Genomic DNA, 19,934 nt, shown 5'->3' with positions numbered 1-19,934 from the left:
CTTTAAAAAACTTGTAGTTTTCTGGAGTTATTATCTCATAGATAGATAAAACTAGCACGGTACTAGTGATTTACCGTATACGGGAGTGACGTGGCCAACCAGTGATCCCTTCTTAAGCTGTGCATAATTTCAATCCACACTCCCACGCAGGGAGTGACTGTATCCCATATATTTATGTCTACAGAAACACTGGATTTCAATCCACACTCCCACGCAGGGAGTGACACGGGCAACTTTATCGTGATAAAAACCATCATCGATTTCAATCCACACTCCCACGCAGGGAGTGACGTAATCAGCGTCATTCGCTTCTTTAACCGTCGTAATTTCAATCCACACTCCCACGCAGGGAGTGACGATGAGCTGACAGACAGAATAGCAGATACCAGCGAAATTTCAATCCACACTCCCACGCAGGGAGTGACGTGGCCTTGAAACCTTTGCGATACAAGTGTATGAATTTCAATCCACACTCCCACGCAGGGAGTGACTGTGTGGAACAGGATGCTCCTCTGTAATAAATAATTTCAATCCACACTCCCACGCAGGGAGTGACGCTGTTCGCTTTTGTTATTGGCTCCTCACCGGTATTTCAATCCACACTCCCACGCAGGGAGTGACGACAGACGGAGAAAATGCAGCAACTGACAAAAAAATTTCAATCCACACTCCCACGCAGGGAGTGACAATATCATCATCTGCTATAAGTAAGTTCATGGCATTTCAATCCACACTCCCACGCAGGGAGTGACGGAACAGCAATCGTCCCATCCCTGCGAAGATATTATTTCAATCCACACTCCCACGCAGGGAGTGACTAATCGCAGTTATATAGATTATCGTAATTTTCAGATTTCAATCCACACTCCCACGCAGGGAGTGACGGGATAGCGTTAGAATGGAGTTTAATAATTTCATATTTCAATCCACACTCCCACGCAGGGAGTGACGTAATCTCTATAAACGGCTTATCGTAAAGCGCAATTTCAATCCACACTCCCACGCAGGGAGTGACGCTATACCTATCTGTCCCGACATTGTTGCTCGGATTTCAATCCACACTCCCACGCAGGGAGTGACTTTGTCAGACTTACCGCATTATCGATTGTCCGGTCAATTTCAATCCACACTCCCACGCAGGGAGTGACGACGCATGGGGTAACAAAATTTTTACACAAAACATTTCAATCCACACTCCCACGCAGGGAGTGACTATGTAGTAAAATCTGTAAAAGTAGAATTTGCTAATTTCAATCCACACTCCCACGCAGGGAGTGACACATAATCTTCTTTCACGCTATCAATAAATTCTGTATTTCAATCCACACTCCCACGCAGGGAGTGACTAACCTCAATTGGGTAAGTAAAGTACTTTGCTTATTTCAATCCACACTCCCACGCAGGGAGTGACCTTACTCCTTTTGCTTGCATCATACAGGCAAACCGATTTCAATCCACACTCCCACGCAGGGAGTGACGATAATTCAATATGCAATAGTACACAAAAATAGATATTTCAATCCACACTCCCACGCAGGGAGTGACCTTTGTATACATGCAGTGATCCATGTCATTTGTATTTCAATCCACACTCCCACGCAGGGAGTGACTCTAGGGAACTTATTCGGATCAACTACACTTCAGAATTTCAATCCACACTCCCACGCAGGGAGTGACCAAACGTTCGTTTAAAGTGCTGTTCTCGTCCTCAATTTCAATCCACACTCCCACGCAGGGAGTGACACACTCCCTTTTGCAACAGTAGCAGTTGTGGGTATTTCAATCCACACTCCCACGCAGGGAGTGACAGCAGAATTGCACAATTTTTACACATGAAAATTATACATTTCCCCTAAAATTCTATAGCATTTTCCTAGAAATTACAATTGTTTTAGCTCAAACTCGTTTTTTTCTCGTCTCAATATAATATTTTACAGATTTATATGGTGCGAATCTCCCGGGGAATTTATGTTCACTTCACATTCGCACCTAAAACACCATAAATACTATCAGAACATTCCCATAAGCAATTTTCTTTTGATATTTTCTATATTTTTACAGTTTACTGATAATTATATTCCCCAAGGGCTACATGGTGCAGCCCCTAAGTGAACTACACTCTCCTACAGTAATATAATTATACCGTTATCGTAAGGTAATAATTTAAGCATTACTGTTACGTATCTAGCTCATTGAAATTCATCTATGATAAAGGTTCCGTGCGCCAGTAGCGCACGGATAACATGAAACGAAGTGGAGACAGAATGCCTGAAACCATCATGTTTCACTACGGTCTGTGCAATAAATGCACAGAGCTGTCTAAACTTTTACAAAGAAACATCTGTATCTCAAACAATATCCAGGTAAGTCTTACGCTGCGGAGCCGGAAATGCGTCATCCAGCATATGATACTCTTCCTCCGTCAATTCAATTCTCCGCACATCCCAGTTTTGCAGAACATGTTCCTTTTTTCCACTGCGCGGAATCGCTATTACATTTTTCTTATACAGCACAAATGCCAGCAGAACCTGCATTTTTGTAATTCCATGTGTTTCTGCGACCTTGCGGACGCTCTCATCAGACAACAGTTCTCCTCTAAGATCTCCCGCCTGTGCCAGAGGGCAGTATGCCATCAACGGGATTTTATGTTTTGTCAGCCATGGAAGCAAATCATATTCCACTCCCCGGGAGCCGAGATGATACAAAACTTGATTCACAACACAGTTTCTGCCAGCCGGAATACTGAACAGTTCCTCCATGTCATCTGTGTCGAAATTAGAAACGCCCCAGCTTCGTATTTTCCCTTCTTTCACCAGTTGTTCCATACAGGATACCGTTTCCTCCAGAGGAATTGACCCGCGCCAGTGAAGCAGATAGAGATCCAGATAATCTGTTTCCAGATTCTTTAATGTCTTCTCAACGCTTCTAAAAATATGCCGTTTCCCGGCATTCTGCGGCAAGACCTTTGATACCAGAAATAAATGATCCCGATTGTATCCTTTTATCGCTTCACCAATGAGCCCTTCTGAGCGGCCATTCCCGTACATCTCGGCAGTATCAATCAGACGCACGCCTGCATCCAGTCCGGCCTGCAGTGCCTCAAGTTCTTCCGTTTCCGTTTTTTTACTTTCACCCAAAAGCCACGCGCCCATGCCAAGGCGGGGCATATGAATCCCATTATTTAGTTGTAATTCCATAGTAAACTCTGCCATCAGTCTACGCCTTTCTTCCTTGTTTAGTGAGAGCCTATAGGATGCTACATAATCAACGTCTGATCAGCAGAAGTTCCCCTTTCGACCCCAAAATGTTCAACCTTGGTCTTATAATTATTGCCCAAATAATAAAATCTAAGACTATCCACGTTCTCATCAATGATTTCCGATAATATTGCCTTCAGCCTGACACACTGTGCATGATCTAGTATACACTCAAATACTGAATTCTGCACCCGTCTTCCATAATTGACACATTGTTTCGCCACTTTTCTCAATCTGGTTTTTCCGGCAGCCGTTTCCGTATTCACATCATATGTAATCAGTACCAGCATTGCCCCACCTCACTTCCACATGAACACGGGATATCCGTCTAAGTCACCTCTAAGGTACCTGGCAAGCAACATCGCCTGTACATAGGGAACCATACCCCATTCAACCTTTTCTTTCAAGTATGGATGCGTTAAAGTTTCCTTCTTTTTATTCTGCCATTCCGTCAAAACAGTTCTACGTAGCTCATCATCCATAAGGACCGCGCCATTTTCTTTTTTATCAAAATTCTTTCCGCTAATAATCTTTTTATTGATCAAAGACAGTACAAAGCGATCCGCTAACACAGCACGAAGTTCTTCTATAAGGTCTAATGATAATGATGCCCGTCCCGGACGTTCAGTGTGCAGATATCCGATACACGGATCTAATCCTACGGTTTCCAGCGCAGAGGTTATTGTATTCGTTAGTAATGTATAAACAAAAGAAAGCAATGCATTTACATTATCCAATGGCGGTCTTTTATTCCTCCCCTGAAAAGTAAACTCCTTTTTCTGCTGCAAGATCAATTCGTCAAGCACGCTGAAATAAACGCTTGCTGCTTCTCCTTCAAAGCCTCTCAGCTGCTCTTTTGAATGGCATGACTTAATAAGTTCTAAGGATTTCCTTAATTTATCGGACGCACTTTTAACCTTTTCAACATCGATCTGCATGCTATGGTCTCTTGTGGCCCGCTCAAGTACCCAGCGGGCATTATGTACTTTTCCTATAATACAATTCTTTGCGATTTCCAGACTTTTCTCTTCGCTCTGGCTGCTTGCATACTGCTGCTCTCTTAAGATGACGTTTCCTTTTACTTTTCCCGAAACTCTTGCCAGAAATTTTCCCTGCGGCGTCAGGTAACATAACGAAATATTCCGGTCTGCGCAGGCTCCCATCAGAGCAGGGCTTGTACCACGGTAACCAAAGGAAACAATTCCTTCCAAATTATGCAGAGGAAGTCTGCCAACTTCTTTCTCTGAATCCAGCACTACAATATTTTCTCCATCCAAAGATAAATAGCTGTTTTCAGATGTAACGTAAAGTGTGTTTAGTAGTTTTTTCATTCTTCCCCCTCCTTCAGCATCTGATCCATGTATTCCTTCACGGAAACAGCCTTTCCCAATTTAGGAAGACAGATATCTTTAAGAGAGCATGCATTACATGCTTTGCTATACTTCACTTTTGGGGTGTATTGTCTGTTGTAGTATTGGTGCATCTCTAGAAACATATCCTTCACTTCTTTTCGAAGCTCCTCGGTTATTTGAATGATTTCCCGTCTTCTCGTCTCACCGTAGAATATTGCTCCCTCGGGGACAGGGATGGAAAACATTTCTTCCAGACAAAGCGCCTGTGCAGTAAGTTGAAGCCGATCTTCCCCGGTTACTTTCGGTTTTCCTTTTTTATATTCAATCGGATAGACTTTATAAAGTCCGCGATGTCCGTGCAATTTGATTCCATCTTCACTTTTTTGGAACTCTACCACATCACACTCTCCGCTGACTCCCATGATCCTGGAAGACACTGGAAGCGCCCTCGTGATCAATACATCTTTCCTTTTCTCCGTTAAATATGGGTCATGGACTTTTTTGTGCATTAATTCACCTACCACCGTATGAACATTTTCATCCCATTGATGTTCAATATGAATCAAAGCCCACTGCCGACGGCAATATTTAAAATGCTGTATTCCCGATATCATCAAATAATCATCTTCTGAATATTCCATTATATCTTCCATTTCACCTCAATAGAATCCGGTATCATGTCCTCATGTATCTCTACTGTATAATCCTGATACTTTCTAGGATACTGTACATCCGCCTTTCTCTTCACTTCCACTGCATCAAATAATTTGTAAGCCGGGCAGTCGCCCAATTCTTTGCTGTGCTTAAATACAATCAGTTCCCGGACTGCCATCTTCCCTCTGGCGGCAGAGCGGTCATGCTCAAACATATTAATGACTGCCTCCCACAAAAGTTCAAGATCTTCCTCGGAAAATCCAGTTACCTTTCTGGCCAGGTTGGCAGAAATATACCCCTCCACACGATACAGTGCATATGGAACAATATTTTTTCTTCCCATTTCTGTGCTCTTATTTTCAGCATCTTTTTCCGTTGTAATAGCAACTCTGGTAATTGTTACTTCCTGACTGATAATAGGGTCAATACTTCTTGCAAAACCAAGCTGTACCGGGCCTCTGACTTGACCACAGTTCAGTGCCGCTTTCACAAAGGTAGTCATCACAGCTCCAAAAGTTCTGATGTCATAAAACTTCTCACACATAAAATCCCTGATTTTCACATCTGCATCAGGATCTTTCCTTTTCAGTTCTTTTATTGTTTTATCATTCACGCCCAGATGTATATAAGCCTTGTTATCGCTCCTGTTTAATGGAACATCTTCTTTGATATATATCCTGTAGCCTTCCGCATCCTCTTTTACAGTCTCTACATAATTCCTGATTTTTCTTTTCAGACATACATCTGTAACTATACCATATCCGCTCTCCGGGTCGATTCTCGGCATATTACCTGCATCCGGATCTCCGTTCGGGTTACCATTTTCTACATCAAATAATACGACGAACTCATACCTGTTTTTTATCACTTCGCTCATTTACTTATCCTCCTTTTTCTCATACCTTTTCTGTACCTGATGATAGTAACCTAACATAAATCTTCCCTGCTCTTCCAATGTCAGACGCTTTGGATACTGGTCCAGCTTTCCCATAAGATTCGTAAGAAGTTTTTCATAGTACACTTTTGCAGCTTCTTTTGTTCTATCTATTTTTTTGATATGACTATTCTTTAATTTAATCAGGATAGGAAAAATAGATTCCGGTGTAGTACATGCCGCATTGAAGTATCTGTCCCGAATGGTTGCATTTATTCCCGGGTTCGCTTCTTCCTGAACCGCTTCCAACACAGAAAAAATTCGTCCCAATACATATGCCGCATCATTACATTCTTCATTTAATCCCATAAAATCATCTCCTTTACCCCATGTACAATTCCTTATTAAATAAGCCTTTATAATCCCTGCCCTTCCCCATGTTATCTTTCCCTGTTCTGCCCGGATTCGGATCATGGTATTACTGTATAGATTGGCCGGGTATCTGCCGCCGGATAAGACAGCCTGCAATACCATCGCCGCCATATTCGGTACAGGTTTCTTCTCTTTTGATTTTTGATTCACCGTCTCCTGGAGCATCTGGCCTATTCCCAAGTATTCACGTTCCTCCCAGGAAGGCTTTACAATTTTCATTCTTTCATAATGCCTGGAAATATTATTTAAAATATTCCCAAAAGAGTTCTGATAGAAAAACCGGACAGCCAGCCGGGCAGCATTGGGAGCTAAGCCTAAAATATAGAATTCCTGCTCCGTATTTATCTGAATTCCGTCAATATCTATTGCTTCCTGTTTTTTTAATGCATCAAATACCCCGCGTACCGTCTCCTGATTATCCAGTTTCGGATCCACTGACCAGGAAAATATATCCTGATAAACTTCATTCCCATCTTCTGCCCAAAATACAACCATCGTGTCGCCAAACTGAAAGGTGTAATTCCTCTGGGCCAGCAGATAATTCAATGCTGTTGTATATGCAAATGCAGCATATTTACCAACCGGGGCGTTGTAACTCTGCTCCTTCCCATATGATTCAAATGCCGGAGCATTAAAAGATACCAGCGCCGCCCCGCTGGACTGCGCTCCTGGCACGCCTTTAATTGTGTTATGTATTCTCGTAATTTCCGCTTTCTCACCTGTTACCAGGCATGTCCCTGTAACCTGTTCTGAGCCTGCTGCCAACACCTGCTCCCATGCGCTCTTTATTTCACTGTCGTCTTGCGCATAGTCTAAGCCCATACAGAATATTAAGTTACCGCCTTCCGTTATTTCATCCCAGTCTTCCAGCAGTTTTGGATTGTCAGCCGCATGTTCAGGTTCCCATTTTTCGAAATACTTTTTGACCGCTTCCGCCATTTCACTGTGGACATTGGCTAATAATGACAGGTGTTTTTCCTTTGCCGCCTGAAAACAGTCCAATACCCTTTGATTTGTCCCCTCCGCATCAATACCCAGCAGATATTTAGAATTGTCGCACAAAAAATTGGCAGACACTCCTGATGACCTTGCAACCATCTCCGGAACTATAATTAAAGAAGGAAGCCACACTGTTTTCTTTCCTCGCTCCGCTTCACGTTTTAGTGATATAATCCCTTTTATATCTCCGTCTTTTGAGAGGTTAATTCCAAATGACACTTTCGCATGGCACCAGCCCTGCCTTGTAACTTTATCTGCATCCGCAAGCGTCTCATAATGCTTCACCAAAGCCTGTAAAATCATCGGATCACCTCACAGTCCCTTAAATCTAATACACCTTTTTTCATAACAGCCCGGAAAAACATGGGTCTGATCTCCCCATCGGCTAAATATTCCATATCATACAGCATAAACCCTAAATCTTGCTCTTCCACATCCTCATAAGCCGTTGATATTTCTTCTTCCTCACAGAGCTTGAAATTAGCCGGAAATTCTCTGCATCCAAAATAGGGGTTGTGAAAACACTCCCCCCTTCTAAGCCGCCTCATGATAATGTCTTTAAACTTCCCAGGATTATCAGTTGCATTGGCTTTTTCCGTCATATCGAAATGCGCTTCGATCACATATTCCACATCGCACAAAAGCAGAGATGCCCTTTGTACAATGTCTTCCTTGGTGCTGATAAAAAGCGGTTTTTTCCCGCCATTATATGCCGCCAGTGCATTGCTGGCGGATATTTTGCTTTTCACCTCATTCCTGCGTATGCTGGTAAACTGTATGGGGTTTACCACATAGATCCGGTCAATCACCCAGCGCATGCCGGGATGCCAGTATACAGCCTCCAAAATCCCTCTGGCTGCTGAAGGCGTCATGACATCGTAGGAGCATCTTTCCACTTTCATCTCAGGTCTGCCGAAGAGTGCATACTCCCCCCAGACCCTTACTTTCACGCCTATCCCCATACTTCTTCCTCCTTCCCGTATTTTTTCAAGTACGCCTTGGCGTCCTTGCGGCGAGGCACGCGCATGCTCCGCATGACATAATACCTCTACATGCCTCTGCCATCCACCGGCGGCTTTACCTTGAAAGGAGATTAGACTCCCGCCAGAACGAACTTATTACTTACCTGCCGCTTACAGCGGTGGGAGTCTTATCTGCTTTCAAGATAAAATTTCACCCGAACGATAGCATGCAGCTATATAATCCCTTGGCTGATAATAGAAATCCGTATTATAATCTGACAGATGATCATCAATCCAGGAATGATAAACCTCCCAAATCCAATCTGTTATCGCTTCATTTGAATACGAATCTTCTATCAGACGTTCATACACCTCCCCCATGATCCAATAATCAGGAACTCTATATCTGCACTCCTTTTCATTATCAAAATCACCTTGCGTTATTCCATATTCTTCTATAAACTCAACTGCTACCGTTTCTATTGGTTCACAATGAAAAACATCTGCGTACTCGTAAATTCTTTCAATAGCCTCTTTCCCAAGCTCATCTGTAATTTCTTTTCTTGTCCTTTTCATCCCTCTTCCAATATATTCAATTAAGCTGCATGTAAAGAATAGTTTATTATTATTTTTTGTTCCCATACACTACCTCGCTTCCAATAAAGTCTAGAGTATCAAGAGCAGAAATAGTATGGAAACTAATTTGATGAGTTGGATGATTAAACTTTACAAGTTCCCAAAATGCTGCCCTTGATCTCTTCCCATCCATAAAGTTCTGAACATAGTTAAATATTGAATCATCAGCCATAGGGCCTTCTACAATCTCATAACTGTGAGACTCTCCGTTTCCGCAAGCGATAATAACATCCTAATAGTACCCCTTACTTTTTATAACATGACTGCCCTTCCAAACTCAACATCCAAAACCAGCCCCATTTCTTCTGTATACTGCTCTTCCGTACGCAGCAAGAAAAAATCTTCTTTCATGTCTTCCGTAATTTCCTGAAGCATGCCCGCTGCAAAGAGTTTCTGAAATTCGTTGTCATATACATTGATGCAAAACTGCCCTGCCTGTCTCATTAGTCTTTTTGTAAAACCTTCATATTTTAATCTTGTCAGTATCTCATCCGCCGCTTGTTCTCTGTTTATAAAAATAGTCTTTGTATTCTCTTCTATGATTTTAAACTCTCGGCTTACTTTAGCGAAGGGGAATCTTCCTTTTCTAAATTCTCCTAAAATATCTTTTTTGTCCAGACTTTCTCCCCGGAAATGATACAGCATTCTAAAATATTTAGACACGGAGTCCAACGAAGATATGTCAACTTCATCCTCCAGTAAATCTTTCGTAACCGCAATCTGTTGTTTCTGTCCCGGAACATATTCTTTTTCAACAAATTGGAATATATAAGTCTTGCTCTCCCCGACGCCTCTTTTCCCCTCTCTATTGCATCTTCCCGCTGCCTGAATGATGGAATCCACTCCGGCTAACTGTCTGTAAACTGATTGAAAATCTAAATCCACTCCGGCTTCTACAAGGCTGGTTGATATCACGATACATCTTTCTCCATCCTGCAAGCGCTTCCTGATCTCAGCCAACACGCGTTTTCTGTGGCAGGGGTACATGCACGTGGAGAGATGATATACTCCTTCTTTTCCCAGTCTTTTATAGATGATTTGTGCCCTCTTTTTCGTATTCACTATACATAGTGCCTGGCTTTCTGTTTCCAGTCTGGCAACTAAATCGTCCTCCGATATCGTTTCCAAATTTTGAAAGGATACACGTTTAAAAAACTGGAACTGTTCCTTGCATCTGGGACACAATTCTTTTGGTGTTATATCTTCCTGAAAAAATTGTGATAATGCCGGCTGTGTTGCTGTACACAGAACAATGCTTGACCGATAACGTTTTAAAAGTTCTTCCATCATGGCTATACATGGTTTTAAATAATCATTTGGCAGCATCTGCGCCTCATCAAAAATAATCACACTGTTCGCAATATTATGGAGCTTCCTGCATTTAGATGATTTATTTGCAAATAGCGACTCAAAAAACTGGACATTTGTCGTAACAATCACCGGCTTATCCCAGTTTTCTGCTGCCAATTGCATTGGCTTTAATTCTTCATCACTTTCATAATCTACATTGCAATGATTTTCCAGGACATTATTCTTGCCCAGAATCTCACTGAAAACTTTGGCATTCTGTTCAATAATGCTTGTATAAGGAATCACATAAATAATTCGTTCCATATTATTCTTAACGGCATGTTGGAGGGCAAAGGCCAGTGAGGCCACTGTTTTTCCGCCTCCAGTTGGTACTGTAAGGCTAAAAAGTCCTCTGTCTGAATTTCCCATATCCAGACAGTTTTTAAGTATTTCCGTCCTTCTGCCGTTTACCGTATCAATATCCGTATTAGCCAGCCAGCCTAAAATATGTTTTTTTAGTCTGCCAAGCAATATTTCAACGGAATCACCTGAATCTCTGGCTGTTTCCCCTAGTTTCATAAAATTTTCAGTATCTAAAAAATCAGCATCCACCAGACAAGAATAGAGCATTCTGATAAAAGTACTTAGCGTAAAATCTATATTTGGGGCGCCATTTGGATTAAACGGAGGATTTGACAAAGGTGGAACACTAATTTCTTTTTTATATGCCTGATAGTCTTTCACGTTTTTCTTCAGCCTTCCCTTTAAGGTAGACGCCGTACTTGTATTCGAGTCCTCTCCCGTATCTGGCAAGCCTGCATGATGCCCCGCTATACAGTAACTAAGAAAGCCATACATGCCGCCTATTTCATAGCATAATTTTGCCCCAGCGGTAGAATGGTCAACACGTATATCGCTTCCTGCCAAACGTTGCTGAAATTCCTTGGAATATTTTCCAATATCATGCAGCATGCCACAACAATAGCCCCAATCATAGCAGCCAAAGGCCTTTGCAAATTCTGCTGATAAATCGGCTACATTTGTCAAGTGCTCCTTTAACGTTTGTTCTCCTGAATCTTCTGCAATATGCGCTAAATATCTCATTGAGTTCCTCCTTTTTTCTAACATAGTGAACATAATAAATCCAAAGCTAGTACTGTAAAGAAGATCTCCTTTTCTTATCATGGCTCAACTTGTGCCTTCATATCGGCATCTTGTACCTTATTGCTGAGCAGGGAGTGGCGTGGTCCAGTATTGTGCTTTGCAGTATAAAGGTCAATTTCAATCCACACTCCTACGCAGGGAGTGACCAATTAATGACTGATATATAATTGATTTAGAGTTATTTCAATCCACACTCCCACGCAGGGAGTGACTTTTTTGGGCAAGGCTTAGCTATTGGCATCAAAGATTTCAATCCACACTCCCACGCAGGGAGTGACTTTCTGTCAGGCTTGTTTCATCGGCCAGCTTTCTATTTCAATCCACACTCCCACGCAGGGAGTGACTATTTCCCGTAAGTGATGGGGTTTCGATTTTGTTTTATTTCAATCCACACTCCCACGCAGGGAGTGACTTTCCCGTAAGCGATGGGGTTTCGATTTTATTCTATTTCAATCCACACTCCCACGCAGGGAGTGACAACATTTGTAATGCAGTATTTGAGAAAAGTTTTTATTTCAATCCACACTCCCACGCAGGGAGTGACAACGAGTGGCTGCGGTCTTTTTTGTATGCCGAAATTTCAATCCACACTCCCACGCAGGGAGTGACCTATATTGATGCTGATAAAAAGGGATTATCTTGATTTCAATCCACACTCCCACGCAGGGAGTGACCTCTTCTGCCGTCAAAACTCTTTCATTTTTGTGCAATTTCAATCCACACTCCCACGCAGGGAGTGACGATTATGTTGTGACTCACACAGAGGTTATAAGTTGATTTCAATCCACACTCCCACGCAGGGAGTGACACTTTGCCCCAAGCGTATCCATTTTATTAATAAGGATTTCAATCCACACTCCCACGCAGGGAGTGACGTATCCGGTACTTCCGGTAGTTGTGTAATTCCGGGATTTCAATCCACACTCCCACGCAGGGAGTGACGGTCATTACCTTAAATCCCCTTCCGGCAACGGTCGTGATTTCAATCCACACTCCCACGCAGGGAGTGACTATGCAAAGAGCGTAAGATTCCGATTTCAAGGCATTTCAATCCACACTCCCACGCAGGGAGTGACGAGAAGTTTACCCATGCAAGCCTGATATTTTCGAATTTCAATCCACACTCCCACGCAGGGAGTGACTCATGGCCTAATCTTCGAGATATAGTTTCTAACATTTCAATCCACACTCCCACGCAGGGAGTGACAGCAAAATCACACAATTTATGCATAAGAGAATTATGCTTTTCCCCTAAAATTTTATACCATTCTCTTAAATATTACAATTCTTTTCGCACAAATCCCCATTTTTTTGTATTTTATATTACAATTTATACTTTTATTTGGTGCGAATCTCCCAGTAGATTCATGTCCACTTAGCATTCGCACTTTATAATTCGTATAATAATTTTACCATTTACTCACATCCCAAGTAGGTAAACCTCAGTGCCTTGACAAAATAAGATAATGTTGATGGAGCCGAAAAATATAAACAAACTTTATGACAGAGCCTTCAGCCCCGTAGCCGTTACGCCGAAAAATACACCTATAAATACCTATAATTTGCACACAGCTCTGTCCATCTGTTTTTATTCATCAAAACAACCTTTTAATTCATAAACCATATGAAAATTTAAAAAGGTCCCTATATCAAGCTGTAATCAGTCAATATAGGGAACTTCTGTTTGACGAAAAAACGTCACCTGCCATAGAGTGACAATATCCTGTTCTGTTTATTCTATTCTTATCTGATAAGCCAACTGTAATCCTGTCTGCAATCTACCACATAATCGGCATAGACTATATCATCCACTATCTGAAAGATTATCACATAGCGTTTTTCAAACAGAATAAAACGGTAAGCATTTCTGGGAATATATTCACCTGTAAGCCACGGACATCTCTGCGGCATCATCTCCAACGAATTTGCGGTCTTTTCAAATTCAACTGTCAACCGTTCTGCCGCTTCAGGGCTAACCTGTGTCAAAAATGCAGCATGAGAAATAAGCATCTGCGCTGCCCTTTCCGATATAATGACACGGTATTTATTCTGCTGTTCCACGACCTGATGCCTCCTTGACTGCACTACGCATCATCGTAGTAACTTCACTGACAGAGTATCCTTTGCTACCATGCATCCTGTCCTCCTCGACGGCAAGCAATTCCTCACGAAGCTTCAGCATTTTTTCCCGTCTATTATAGGTTTCAATATCCATAACAACCAAATCACCCTCGCCATTTTTAGTAAGGAAAACCGGTTCTGCGGTTTTTCTACACATCTCCGCAATCTCATTGTAATTCTGACGTATTGCTGCAGATGGACGGATATTCATAACGGCACCTCCTTGATTTTGTAATGGTAGTAATATTCTAATCATATTATATCCATTTCATACTACAAAGTCAATTACAACACATAAATTTTTACAATAACAAATCCATCATCTCTTTAACGACACAATCTTCCATTCTTCCCGCACTGGCAAGGACATGCATATTGACACAATCGCTTACGTTCTTCCATATCAGACTTCCGTATTTTAGATTTTTAAGAATAGACTTCAAAAAGTCTAAAAGCTCTAGCACTAATTTTTAGTGGAAAAGAAATACACCATATATTTGACGCTTACTTAAGGATAGCTGGTTATGGTTTTGTAAGCGCATTTCAATCCACACTCCCACACAGGGAGTGACGAAATCCTGGCACGGACTCCCGCCGCAGATAAAGTTATTTCAATCCACACTCCCACGCAGGGAGTGACGCATATGGCAGAAGATGCTCCTGACAGTAAGGCTATTTCAATCCACACTCCCACGCAGGGAGTGACTTGGGTGGTTAGTATGAGCATAGAATTCAAATGATTTCAATCCACACTCCCACGCAGGGAGTGACACCGCGGGGAACCACCTGGCAAGCATCAGGGTGGCATTTCAATCCACACTCCCACGCAGGGAGTGACTATATTCGAAGGCTTCTGCGGATTCCTGAGCTGAATTTCAATCCACACTCCCACGCAGGGAGTGACTAAAATATGTCACATACAAACAAAACACCAAACTACATTTCAATCCACACTCCCACGCAGGGAGTGACTGAATATACGTTGGAGAAAACCGCTTAGGCGGTAATTTCAATCCACACTCCCACGCAGGGAGTGACTAAGACAGGGGCTTCTGTTTCTGCCCCCGCTTTATTTCAATCCACACTCCCACGCAGGGAGTGACTCATATGATTACCTCCAATATTTTGTTCTGTAAGATTTCAATCCACACTCCCACGCAGGGAGTGACCCCATTTGTACATATTTATAGCAAGCTCTTTAAATTTCAATCCACACTCCCACGCAGGGAGTGACCTTCTTGCGTTCAGCCCGATTTGCCTTGACATAATTTCAATCCACACTCCCACGCAGGGAGTGACTCGTTGTCGGATAATATTTCTGATAATTCATCGTGTGATTTCAATCCACACTCCCACGCAGGGAGTGACGTTGTCGGATAATATTTCTGATAATTCATCGTGTGATTTCAATCCACACTCCCACGCAGGGAGTGACGGATGCAGGCTAATAAGGTTTCCGCTCAGGCGGCAATTTCAATCCACACTCCCACGCAGGGAGTGACAGAAGCAGACAGGGTATCAAGTAATCTGTCAAAGATTTCAATCCACACTCCCACGCAGGGAGTGACGGAACGGCGATCGTTCCCTCCCTGCGCAGATATTATTTCAATCCACACTCCCACGCAGGGAGTGACGTGCTATGTATCCATTATCAGTATCAAGACTTGCATTTCAATCCACACTCCCACGCAGGGAGTGACCATACTTTTCATCAATTCCTAATTCGTACAAATTCGATTTCAATCCACACTCCCACGCAGGGAGTGACGCAGCTTCTGCGGCTTCAAAAGTTCTTCGTGACGATTTCAATCCACACTCCCACGCAGGGAGTGACTCAATCTATCCCTCCTAAATTTTGGTTTTGTTAAAATTTCAATCCACACTCCCACGCAGGGAGTGACATCCCCAAATTCGTCAAAGCAAATCCGCTAAAAATCATTTCAATCCACACTCCCACGCAGGGAGTGACTCTTCCATTATTTTTCCTTCCCGGCATATCACCTATTTCAATCCACACTCCCACGCAGGGAGTGACATCCTTGTCAAATGTTTCTTCTTTGGTCTTCTGTGATTTCAATCCACACTCCCACGCAGGGAGTGACTCCTCCCTGAAAACCGCCCCTGCTTTTTAAGGAGATTTCAATCCACACTCCCACGCAGGGAGTGACCAGGTGCGCAGATATTTTATCCAGGTGGAAAAGAAATTTCAATCCACACTCCCACGCAGGGAGTGACGCTCAAAAAACCCCGCTTATGATCGTTTGTGATATTTCAATCCACACTCCCACGCAGGGAGTGACTTATTGCTGATAGATTGAGCATTGAAAAAAATAATTTCAATCCACACTCCCACGCAGGGAGTGACATCGCAAACGGAATCAATGGTATAACATTAAAGTGATTTCAATCCACACTCCCACGCAGGGAGTGACGGTTCCCACCATAATCTACACCCACCGCCCAGGCTATTTCAATCCACACTCCCACGCAGGGAGTGACATAGTTGGTGCAGGATCGGCAAAGTCCGAATAAAAATTTCAATCCACACTCCCACGCAGGGAGTGACCTTTCTGATTTTTACAAAGTCCAGGATATACTTGATTTCAATCCACACTCCCACGCAGGGAGTGACGGCAAAATTGCACAATTTAGATGTAAAATAATTATGCTATTCTTCTAAAATTTTATACTATTGTAAATGGTAAAATAAAAATGTACATTTAATGGAAAATAAAAATGTACAATCCAAGTCATCATGCTATCGTATTCATGGAGGTGTTATCCATGAACGAAGCATTAAAGACTCAGCTCAAAATCCTCAAATTGAGTGATATAAAACCAAACTTTTCAGAACTCGCACGGTTTTATGATCTGGATCGCAGAACTGTCAAAAAGTATTATGACGGATACGAAGGCAAAGCTGCACACCGAGATAAACCAAGCAAACTGGATAAACATTATGATCTCATCAAACAGAAACTTTCTATCAGAGGTGCGAATATCCGCGCTGTGTATGAGTTCATTCTTTCAGAGAGGGATCCAGATATCGGTACCTACTCAAACTTTAATAAATACATCAAATCCAAAGGGCTTAAGCCAGTAAGAACTGTTGCAGGACATCCAAGATTTGAAACCGCACCCGGTATTCAGGCTCAGGTCGATTGGAAAGAAGATGTATCAATCGCAAATAGATTTGGCGAAATCTTCACCTTTCAGGTGTTTGATTATAAACTTGGGAATTCTAGATACACCCATTTCACTTACAAACTTTATAAGACAAGACAGGATGTATTTGACTGCCTGATTGCTTCGTTCCAAGCAACCGGTGGAGTTCCCAGAGAAATCCTTTTTGATAACATGTCCTCAATTGTCGATCGTGATGGTGAGCGTAAAAACATCTCTAATCAGGTGCGGGCGTTTGCGAAAGATTTCAATTTTAAAATTAAACTGTGTAAGCCAAGACATCCTTTTACCAAAGGAAAGGTTGAGGCGGTAAACAAGTTCCTTGCATGGTTACTCCCTTATGAGGGAGAGTTTGAAACGGAGGATGAATTCATTGCAATCCTCAATAAGATCAACCAAAAGGTAAATACCTATCCATGCCAGGAAACGAACATGCCGCCGCTGGTACTCTTCCAAAAAGAAAAGGAATACTTACAGCCGCTTCCATCAGATGATGTTATTGAATCTTATCTTCCCCACGATCGCCAAACCACGGTAAGATCAGATTCTCTGGTCACCTATCACAACTGCAAGTATTCCGTACCACCAGAGTACATAGGAAAACCTGTAAGATTACTGGTTTCCGACAATACCCTGCGTATCTATTCTAGCACGGATCTTATTGCAGTGCATGCATTAAGTACAAAAAGGATGAATTATCAAAAGGATCATTACCAGCAGCTTCTGACTCAAACAATGAAAGAAGCTGATATGGTCGCAGAACTGGCTGAAGTAAATCTAAAGCAGATGGATGCCTTCCTGTAAGGAGGAATACGATGGCAACTTATGCAAAACTACTCAACGGTCTTACAGACCTTGGAATCCACAAGATGCAGGAGCATCTGGATTATTACATAGACCTTGTTAACAAAGGGCAAAAATCGTTCAGTGATGCCCTGGAGGAATTGATTGATATTGAAAAGAAAAATAATCAACTCCGGGCAGAGAACGCCTGCGTGAAAACAGCAAACTTTCCATTCATCAAGACTCTGGATGATTTTGAATTTGATTTCCAGCCAGGTATCAATCGAAAAGAAATGCTGGAGTTAGGAAACTTAGGTTTCATCGACCGAAAAGAAAATATTTTATTTGTCGGCAGTAGTGGTGTTGGCAAAACCCATTTAGCTACAGCCATTGGAATCGCCTGCGCCAGAGCACGCTATTCTACGTATTTTATTTCATTTGAGTCGCTTATGACTCAATTGAAAAAAGCACTTTTGGAAAACCGCTTGGAAGCAAGGATGAAATTTTTTGCAAAATACAAAGTACTGATCATTGACGAGATTGGCTATATGCCAATCGATACAGATTCAGCCAACTTATTTTTTCAACTGATAGCCAAGAGGTACGAAAAGCATTGCACACTTATAACAACCAATATGCCCTTCTCTAAATGGGGAGAAATTTTTGGCTCTCCTACTCTGGCAAATGCGGTGCTAGATCGACTGTTGCATCATTCACAGGTTATTTCCATCAAAGGACCGTCATACCGTTTAAAAGAAAAACGAGCCTTTATGGAAACACAAACTGAGGAATAGATCTTGGAAAATGTACATTTTTATTTTCCACTTTTTGATCATTTTTATATTGACATTTACATACTATTCTCGTACATATTACAATTCATTCCGCATAAATTTCTAATTTTTTTTATCTATATACTATATCTTACTCTTTTAATTGGTGCGAATCTCCCAGGAAATTTATGTTCACTTCACATTCGCACCTTATACTTTTACTTCATAAGATTAATGATTACCATTTTACTCGCAGACAATTGTTAAATCGCGACCTCATTAATTATACTGTTTTTTTGCTTCTTTTATATAATTTTCTCTCTACAAATATAAAAACGTAATAACCTCACCAACAAATCCACAACTCACAAAGAAGATGATTTGCAGCCGCTAGATATCAGATTAACCTAATACCCTTTTTAAACTGTCCTGTTATATTCCAGGAATATCCTTCTTCTTTTTTTCCAGGTGATACGGTTGACATTTCCGAAATCACCTGCGGGTTTCTACCACGTTTTATCTGACTTTTAGCGGGAAACCACACTATCTTCTTAAGGAATTCCATTCTATACTCATCCTTCAGAAAGTCTTTTCCATCCCCTTAACTCCCTGTGCCTCATTTCCCTTGCCCTCTATCAGAAACTACGCGATTTCTGCAGCTCTTTCAAATTTCTCATGTGGCCCCGCTTTTCCCGCTTCAAGACTATTTTCATACCCTATATTAATGTCATGTTCTAGAAGATAGGCAGCCCTACGGAGCCGATCTAGCACTTAATTAACCCTACCAACATCAATAGCCTGCCCTTTGAAACTTGTGGTATTGAACCTTATATTACAGAAAGCAATACCAAACTTCTCTATCCGCTCACGAAATGATGACAGGTTTACTTCAAAATCCTCCTGACGTTACCTCTTAGAAGATAGGGTATCAGGTGTTCTTCTAAGCTCCACCCCAATTCTCACTGGATACTTTTCTTGAAAACTCCGCCTTAAACGCATCGTTTCCTATAAACTCCTGAAAAAAGAAGTCATCTTCTCAAATCACTAAGCCTCTATACCGTATGCAACAAAGGTACGTTTCCAAAGTCAGCTATAACATTTTGGAATAGGATATCCCAGCTGTCCCAATAAATGAATTATTTTCTAAGAACCAGACCATCGTAGAACCGGTCATCACTCACTTTAAACTCAATATGTGCATCAATAGGCACAGATTGTGTCATCATGTTGCTGCAAAAACAAATGTGTCCCTCGCCTGGAAATTCACAGTGATCGATTTCCATAGGCAAAGTTATCCACAAATGAATTTATGAAACTCACCTATTCTGCTCATAAAGTTGATGGTAAAATAAAAAAAGCCCTATATTAACCTGCAATCGGTCAATATAGGGGCTTTTTATTTTTCTTCAACGAATAGACTAATTGATAAAAATCTCTATTTAAATTATCAACGA

At 41.8% G+C, this 19,934-nt stretch carries 15 protein-coding genes, 1 pseudogene and 3 CRISPR repeat arrays; of the genes and pseudogenes, 2 read left to right on the top strand and 14 right to left on the bottom strand.

From position 1 onward, the window contains the following. Positions 1-126: 126 nt before the first annotated feature. Positions 127-1,808: direct repeats of the CRISPR family, unit length 32 nt; unit sequence ATTTCAATCCACACTCCCACGCAGGGAGTGAC. A gap of 540 nt (positions 1,809-2,348) precedes the next feature. From ARB69_RS16815 to ARB69_RS16760, 12 genes and pseudogenes are all read right to left on the bottom strand, one after another. Next, positions 2,349-3,197 carry an aldo/keto reductase gene (locus ARB69_RS16815; protein WP_055154393.1) on the bottom strand — a complete coding sequence of 283 codons (849 nt, stop codon included), beginning with the start codon at positions 3,195-3,197 and terminating at the stop codon, positions 2,349-2,351. 59 nt (positions 3,198-3,256) lie between these two features. Further along, positions 3,257-3,547 (bottom strand): CRISPR-associated endonuclease Cas2, encoded by a 291-nt coding sequence (gene cas2 / locus ARB69_RS16810; protein WP_050641458.1) that lies wholly within the window; start codon positions 3,545-3,547, stop codon positions 3,257-3,259. A gap of 9 nt (positions 3,548-3,556) precedes the next feature. Continuing rightward, entirely contained in the window at positions 3,557-4,588 is a 1,032-nt protein-coding gene (gene cas1c / locus ARB69_RS16805; protein WP_050641459.1) for a type I-C CRISPR-associated endonuclease Cas1c, read from the bottom strand. Beyond that, entirely contained in the window at positions 4,585-5,250 is a 666-nt protein-coding gene (gene cas4, locus ARB69_RS16800; protein ID WP_055154391.1) for a CRISPR-associated protein Cas4, read from the bottom strand. The genes cas1c and cas4 overlap by 4 nt, the downstream gene beginning before the upstream one ends. Then, positions 5,250-6,140 carry a type I-C CRISPR-associated protein Cas7/Csd2 gene (cas7c, locus tag ARB69_RS16795; protein ID WP_055154390.1) on the bottom strand — a complete coding sequence of 297 codons (891 nt, stop codon included), beginning with the start codon at positions 6,138-6,140 and terminating at the stop codon, positions 5,250-5,252. Before cas7c ends, cas4 begins: the two co-directional genes overlap by 1 nt. Further along, positions 6,141-7,871 (bottom strand): type I-C CRISPR-associated protein Cas8c/Csd1, encoded by a 1,731-nt coding sequence (gene cas8c / locus ARB69_RS16790; RefSeq protein ID WP_055154389.1) that lies wholly within the window; start codon positions 7,869-7,871, stop codon positions 6,141-6,143. Beyond that, positions 7,868-8,530 carry a type I-C CRISPR-associated protein Cas5c gene (cas5c, locus tag ARB69_RS16785; protein ID WP_055154388.1) on the bottom strand — a complete coding sequence of 221 codons (663 nt, stop codon included), beginning with the start codon at positions 8,528-8,530 and terminating at the stop codon, positions 7,868-7,870. Before cas5c ends, cas8c begins: the two co-directional genes overlap by 4 nt. A gap of 198 nt (positions 8,531-8,728) precedes the next feature. Next, the gene (locus ARB69_RS16780) at positions 8,729-9,172 is read right to left on the bottom strand and encodes a hypothetical protein (protein WP_055154387.1); all 444 of its coding nucleotides are present in this window, start codon (positions 9,170-9,172) and stop codon (positions 8,729-8,731) included. Next, positions 9,156-9,398: pseudogene (locus tag ARB69_RS16775) on the bottom strand (DUF3990 domain-containing protein); the annotation flags it as partial. The pseudogene ARB69_RS16775 and the gene ARB69_RS16780, both read right to left, overlap by 17 nt. 20 nt (positions 9,399-9,418) lie before the next feature. Next, on the bottom strand, positions 9,419-11,560 hold the full coding sequence (locus ARB69_RS16770; RefSeq protein WP_055154386.1) for a CRISPR-associated helicase/endonuclease Cas3: 2,142 nt from the start codon (positions 11,558-11,560) through the stop codon (positions 9,419-9,421). A 174-nt stretch (positions 11,561-11,734) separates the two neighbouring features. Continuing rightward, positions 11,735-12,827: a CRISPR direct-repeat array (repeat unit 32 nt; unit sequence ATTTCAATCCACACTCCCACGCAGGGAGTGAC). A gap of 536 nt (positions 12,828-13,363) precedes the next feature. Continuing rightward, on the bottom strand, positions 13,364-13,681 hold the full coding sequence (locus ARB69_RS16765; protein ID WP_050641466.1) for a type II toxin-antitoxin system RelE/ParE family toxin: 318 nt from the start codon (positions 13,679-13,681) through the stop codon (positions 13,364-13,366). Beyond that, a complete protein-coding gene (locus tag ARB69_RS16760; protein WP_050641467.1) occupies positions 13,665-13,952 on the bottom strand; it encodes a type II toxin-antitoxin system Phd/YefM family antitoxin in 288 nt (95 codons plus the stop codon). The genes ARB69_RS16765 and ARB69_RS16760 overlap by 17 nt, the downstream gene beginning before the upstream one ends. Positions 13,953-14,281: 329 nt before the next feature. Further along, a CRISPR array of direct repeats spans positions 14,282-16,373; the repeat unit is 32 nt; unit sequence ATTTCAATCCACACTCCCACGCAGGGAGTGAC. 152 nt (positions 16,374-16,525) lie between these two features. Between ARB69_RS16760 and istA the strand changes: the two genes are divergently transcribed. Together istA and istB are read left to right on the top strand one after the other, a co-directional pair. Next, positions 16,526-17,728, top strand: a complete 1,203-nt coding sequence (istA, locus tag ARB69_RS16755) for an IS21 family transposase (protein ID WP_044822755.1) — start codon at positions 16,526-16,528, stop codon at positions 17,726-17,728. An 11-nt stretch (positions 17,729-17,739) separates the two neighbouring features. After that, the gene (istB, locus tag ARB69_RS16750; RefSeq protein ID WP_044822756.1) at positions 17,740-18,501 is read left to right on the top strand and encodes an IS21-like element helper ATPase IstB; all 762 of its coding nucleotides are present in this window, start codon (positions 17,740-17,742) and stop codon (positions 18,499-18,501) included. Between the two features lie 376 nt (positions 18,502-18,877). Here istB and ARB69_RS26775 read toward each other — a convergent pair whose 3' ends face one another. Beyond that, entirely contained in the window at positions 18,878-19,045 is a 168-nt protein-coding gene (locus tag ARB69_RS26775; RefSeq protein ID WP_154253396.1) for a hypothetical protein, read from the bottom strand. A 571-nt stretch (positions 19,046-19,616) separates the two neighbouring features. Beyond that, positions 19,617-19,763, bottom strand: coding sequence for a hypothetical protein (locus tag ARB69_RS26770; RefSeq protein ID WP_157355658.1), 147 nt, complete (start codon positions 19,761-19,763; stop codon positions 19,617-19,619). Positions 19,764-19,934 lie beyond the last annotated feature (171 nt).

It is taken from the genome of Faecalicatena contorta (genome assembly GCF_001404335.1).
Taxonomy (GTDB): domain Bacteria; phylum Bacillota; class Clostridia; order Lachnospirales; family Lachnospiraceae; genus Faecalicatena; species Faecalicatena contortus_B.
This window is presented reverse-complemented; position numbering and strand designations above follow the sequence as displayed.

Bases quoted from the DNA above. Each gene is read 5' to 3' on its own strand.
- cas8c (WP_055154389.1), bottom strand. From the start codon at position 7,871: ATGATTTTACAGGCTTTGGTGAAGCATTATGAGACGCTTGCGGATGCA.
- ARB69_RS16760 (WP_050641467.1), bottom strand. From the start codon at position 13,952: ATGAATATCCGTCCATCTGCAGCAATACGTCAGAATTACAATGAGATT.
- ARB69_RS26770 (WP_157355658.1), bottom strand. From the start codon at position 19,763: ATGGAAATCGATCACTGTGAATTTCCAGGCGAGGGACACATTTGTTTT.
- istA (WP_044822755.1), top strand. From the start codon at position 16,526: ATGAACGAAGCATTAAAGACTCAGCTCAAAATCCTCAAATTGAGTGAT.
- cas2 (WP_050641458.1), bottom strand. From the start codon at position 3,547: ATGCTGGTACTGATTACATATGATGTGAATACGGAAACGGCTGCCGGA.
- ARB69_RS16815 (WP_055154393.1), bottom strand. From the start codon at position 3,197: ATGGAATTACAACTAAATAATGGGATTCATATGCCCCGCCTTGGCATG.
- ARB69_RS16770 (WP_055154386.1), bottom strand. From the start codon at position 11,560: ATGAGATATTTAGCGCATATTGCAGAAGATTCAGGAGAACAAACGTTA.
- ARB69_RS16780 (WP_055154387.1), bottom strand. From the start codon at position 9,172: ATGGGAACAAAAAATAATAATAAACTATTCTTTACATGCAGCTTAATT.
- istB (WP_044822756.1), top strand. From the start codon at position 17,740: ATGGCAACTTATGCAAAACTACTCAACGGTCTTACAGACCTTGGAATC.
- cas4 (WP_055154391.1), bottom strand. From the start codon at position 5,250: ATGGAATATTCAGAAGATGATTATTTGATGATATCGGGAATACAGCAT.
- ARB69_RS26775 (WP_154253396.1), bottom strand. From the start codon at position 19,045: ATGGAATTCCTTAAGAAGATAGTGTGGTTTCCCGCTAAAAGTCAGATA.
- cas7c (WP_055154390.1), bottom strand. From the start codon at position 6,140: ATGAGCGAAGTGATAAAAAACAGGTATGAGTTCGTCGTATTATTTGAT.
- cas5c (WP_055154388.1), bottom strand. From the start codon at position 8,530: ATGGGGATAGGCGTGAAAGTAAGGGTCTGGGGGGAGTATGCACTCTTC.
- cas1c (WP_050641459.1), bottom strand. From the start codon at position 4,588: ATGAAAAAACTACTAAACACACTTTACGTTACATCTGAAAACAGCTAT.